General features: G+C 40.8%; 3 protein-coding genes and 1 pseudogene. All 4 read left to right on the forward strand.

Features of this window, described 5'->3' with window-relative positions; translation table 11 throughout:
- On the forward strand, nucleotides 1-1,297 hold a 1,297-nt coding region (locus tag AC33VI_RS12840; protein ID WP_491782661.1), incomplete at its 5' end, for a GAF domain-containing sensor histidine kinase.
- A 188-nt stretch (nucleotides 1,298-1,485) separates the two neighbouring features.
- Complete coding sequence (locus tag AC33VI_RS12845; protein ID WP_491782662.1) at nucleotides 1,486-1,920, forward strand: photosystem I reaction center subunit II PsaD; 435 nt, start codon at nucleotides 1,486-1,488, stop codon at nucleotides 1,918-1,920.
- 122 nt (nucleotides 1,921-2,042) lie between these two features.
- A complete protein-coding gene (gene trpE / locus AC33VI_RS12850) occupies nucleotides 2,043-3,578 on the forward strand; it encodes an anthranilate synthase component I (RefSeq protein WP_491782663.1) in 1,536 nt (511 codons plus the stop codon).
- Nucleotides 3,579-3,813: 235 nt separating this feature from the next.
- Nucleotides 3,814-4,149, forward strand: a pseudogene (locus AC33VI_RS12855) (hypothetical protein); the annotation flags it as partial.

Consider the following 4,149-nt stretch of genomic DNA (forward strand, 5'->3'; position numbering starts at 1 on the left):
TAAATCTTTGGCTGCCAAACAACAAAAACAGCATTTGCTAATTTACGTCTCCGATGCAGACAGGAGATCTCTAAATACCAAGCAAATTTTACAAGTAGCGGTACAAAAACTCGGGGAGGGGGTTGGAGTCTGTCGCTGTATTGTTTATCGCTGTCACGAAGATGACACGACAGCTACCGTAGATCGAGAATTTATCAGTCCTGGGATTAGATCGGTCAGGGGGCAACAATGGCAACTAGAAAATAATCCTCTGTTTGAAGAAGCGATCGCTACTAAAGAAACAATTAGTATCAATAACACTTTAGAAGACGAACGAGTCAACCAATTAGCGAAAAATAAAGGTACTAGGGAATTCTTTCAAAATTTAATTCACAACTACGCTATTTCTTCGTGGTTGATCGTGCCGATTTTTTATCATGGTAGATTGCAAGGAATTTTAGAATTACATCATTGCGAGCCATCCCCCATTGCTTGGAAACCCGATGATATTGCTTTGGTAGATGCGATCGCGACTCAAATAGGAGTGGCACTAATTCAAGCAGAAGCCTATGCCGATTTAGAAGATCTTAACGAACAACTAGAAGCTTTAGACCGCACGCGCTCTAATTTGGTGGCAATTGTCGGTCACGAATTGCGTACTCCCCTTTCTACGATTCAAGTATGTTTGGAAAGTTTGGCATCAGAGCCAGATATGCCTCAAGAGTTAAGAGAAATTATGCTCGACACTGCCCTTAGCGATGCAGAAAGGATGCGCAATTTAGTCCAAGACTTTTTGACTTTATCCCGTTTAGAAGGGGGTGGCGTGGAATGGAATTTAGAAACTCTATCTATTTCTGAATGTATCGATCTAGCTATTAGTAACGTCAAGGCTCGTAATGATGGTCTAGATTTACCCAAGATTGAAAATCTGACTACTCCTGACAATCTACCTTTAATTCAAATAGATGGAGAATGGTTGGTGGAAGTATTAGCCAAACTACTGGATAATGCTTGTAAATTTACTCAACCCGATGGTGAAATTGCGATTTCCGTCAAAACTAACGGCGGTAAAACTATTGAAGTTGCCGTTTCCGATACGGGCAGAGGCATTGAAACTAGCAGTCTAGAAACCGTATTCGATCGCTTTTACCAAGAAGAAGGAGCTTTAAGACGCAGCGCGGGAGGAACTGGTTTGGGCTTGGCTATCTGCCGACAAATAGTCAAAAATTGGGGTGGCGAAATTTGGGCAGAATCTCCAGGCAAAGATCGGGGCAGTATTTTTCACTTTACTATTCCGATTAAAAGCGGCAAAGACTAGGAGACTAGGGGGCATGGTGACAAGGAGCAGGGGAGGCAGAGGTGACTAAGAACTAAAAACTAGAAACTATAAACTTAAAAAAAAGTTACAGAACTAAAAACTGTTACAGTTTTTGACATACTCACAATATTGTCCCGACGTGAATGATAGGATGCCGTAAATACCTTTAATTGAGGATTTTTATTAACATGGCAGAAGCAATTACCCTTTCTGGTAAGATGCCCAAATTTGGTGGCAGTACTGGGGGTTTATTAACAAAAGCAGAAGTAGAAGAAAAATACGCTATTACTTGGACTAGTTCTAAAGAACAAGTCTTTGAAATGCCTACTGGTGGTGCAGCTATTATGAACGAAGGTGAGAACCTACTTTATTTAGCTCGTAAAGAACAGTGTTTGGCATTGGGTAAGGCACTTCGTACTTCTTTTAAACCACGCATTCAAGATTATAAAATCTATCGCATATATCCTAATGGCGAGATTCAATACTTGCACCCCGCAGATGGTGTATTCCCCGAAAAAGTGAACGAAGGTCGTGAATATCACGGCAAAAAAGACCGCAGTATCGGTCAAAATCCTCAGCCTGCTACTATCAAATTCTCTGGGAAAGCACCTTACGAAGTGTAACAACAACCAGATAAAATTAGGAAGGACGAAAGGTGGATTGTTTTCTTACCAGTCCTTCTTTTTTTGTGCTGTTTTACCCAGGCGATCGATTCTTAATTCTTCATTCCTTATCTTTGACAGTAATGATTTTTCCTGATTTCACTCAATTTAGCGAACTTGCCCACAAGGGTAATTTTGTTCCTGTATATCAAGAGTTGGTTGCCGACCTAGAAACCCCCGTATCGGCTTGGTACAAAGTTTGTGCGGGTCAACCATACAATTTTCTTTTAGAGTCGGTAGAAGGAGAAGAAACCCTCGGTCGTTATAGTTTTTTGGGGTGCGATCCGATTTGGGTATTGGAAGCTAGAGGCGAAAAAACTACTCAAACTCATCGAGATGGTAGTGTTAAAGAATTTGAAGGTAATCCTTTTGAGATTTGTGATCGCTGTTTGTCAAGTATTAAACCCGTAAAGTTACCCGAACTTCCTCCTGGTATTGGTGGTCTGTTTGGAGTTTGGGGTTATGAATTAATTCGCTGGATCGAACCGCGAGTTCCTGTTAAAAAAGCCACCGCCGAAGATTTACCCGATGGGGTTTGGATGCAGATCGATAATTTAATTATTTTCGATCGCGTCAAAAACAAAATTTGGGCAATTTCCTATGCAGATTTGCGCGACCCTGAAGTTGGTTTAGAACAAGCGTATCAAGAAGCTAGCGATCGCGTTACTAAATTGATTCTTAAGCTTCAGCTACCCCTACCCATAGAAGCTAAAGCTTTGGAATGGAAGTCTAACCATAATTCTGATGATGATTCGGGATTGGTATATTGCAGCAACACGGAAAAGCAACTGTACTGCGATAATGTCAATAAAGCCAAGGATTATATTCGTGCGGGAGATATCTTTCAGGTAGTTATATCCCAAAGACTGTCTACGGTTTATCAGGGTCATCCCTTCGACTTGTATCGTTCTCTGCGCCTGATTAATCCTTCTCCTTACATGAGTTACTATCAATTTGACGACTGGCAGTTAATTGGTTCATCCCCCGAAGTAATGGTTAAAGCAGATCTTCAAAGGGATGGCACAATAGAAGCTACCCTCAGACCCATTGCAGGGACTCGTCCCAGAGGAAAAACCAAAGCCGAAGACGATGCCTACGCCCAAGACTTGCTGGCAGATCCGAAAGAAGTTGCAGAACACATTATGCTAGTAGACTTGGGACGTAACGATCTTGGTAGAGTTTGCGTCAAAGGCAGCGTTACCGTTGATGAATTGATGGTCATCGAACGTTATTCCCACGTAATGCACATCGTTAGTAACGTAATTGGCGAATTAGAACCAGGAAGAACCGCCTGGGATTTGCTCAAAGCTTGCTTTCCCGCAGGTACGGTTAGTGGTGCGCCCAAAATTCGAGCCATGGAAATTATCGAAGAACTCGAACCAGAAAGAAGAGGTCCTTATTCGGGAGTCTATGGCTACTACGATTTTGAAGGTCAATTGAATAGTGCTATTACTATTCGGACGGCAATCGTCCAACCCTATAAAGAAAATCAATGTATGGTTTCAGTGCAAGCAGGTGCGGGATTGGTAGCAGATTCTGTTCCCGAAACTGAATATCAAGAAACTTTAAATAAAGCCAAAGCCTTATTGGAAGCAATTAAAAGCATCAATAATAGTTAGAAATATAAAAATTAAAGTAATTGTTAATTTTTAGTTTTCTTTTGGGTAAGCTAAGGTTGAAATAAACTCTTTAAGTTTAAAGCCTAAATTGATTTTCTAGAACAGTTGTTAATTGTATCAACCAAAACTAGAATCAACTAAATATAATCGTTAGAATAGATCGGTTAATATTTATCAGGGCGATCGAGATAGCATTGATATTAAGCCGTACTATTAAAATATTTAACCGAGGTCGATGACTGAACTAACTCAAGATTTATCATTGGCACAAGCCAAGTCCTTAATCGATAGTTATGCTTTTGATTTGGGGGGCAAAGATCCCCAGGAACTACTAAATTCTTGGTTAGAAATCTACAGTGCCAGTTGGATCGGATTGGCAACTGTTGAAGCTCTATACTTAGGGCGTTATAAAGCTGTATCTATCGAACATATTCTTAACGTCTGGCTGAGGATTGGCACTCCGAATCCTCATTTTACATATGAATTTGAACGGCTAATTTGTCGTAAATTGCCCAAGCATTTGAGTAGTTTATCAGAACTACAAAGCGATCGCCCCCAAAGCATTTTGGCA

This window comes from Waterburya sp., from assembly GCF_058530065.1.

What these genes read in the sequence shown, in the direction of transcription:
- AC33VI_RS12845 (WP_491782662.1), top strand. Translation starts at nt 1,486, where the DNA reads ATGGCAGAAGCAATTACCCTTTCTGGTAAGATGCCCAAATTTGGTGGC.
- trpE (WP_491782663.1), top strand. Translation starts at nt 2,043, where the DNA reads ATGATTTTTCCTGATTTCACTCAATTTAGCGAACTTGCCCACAAGGGT.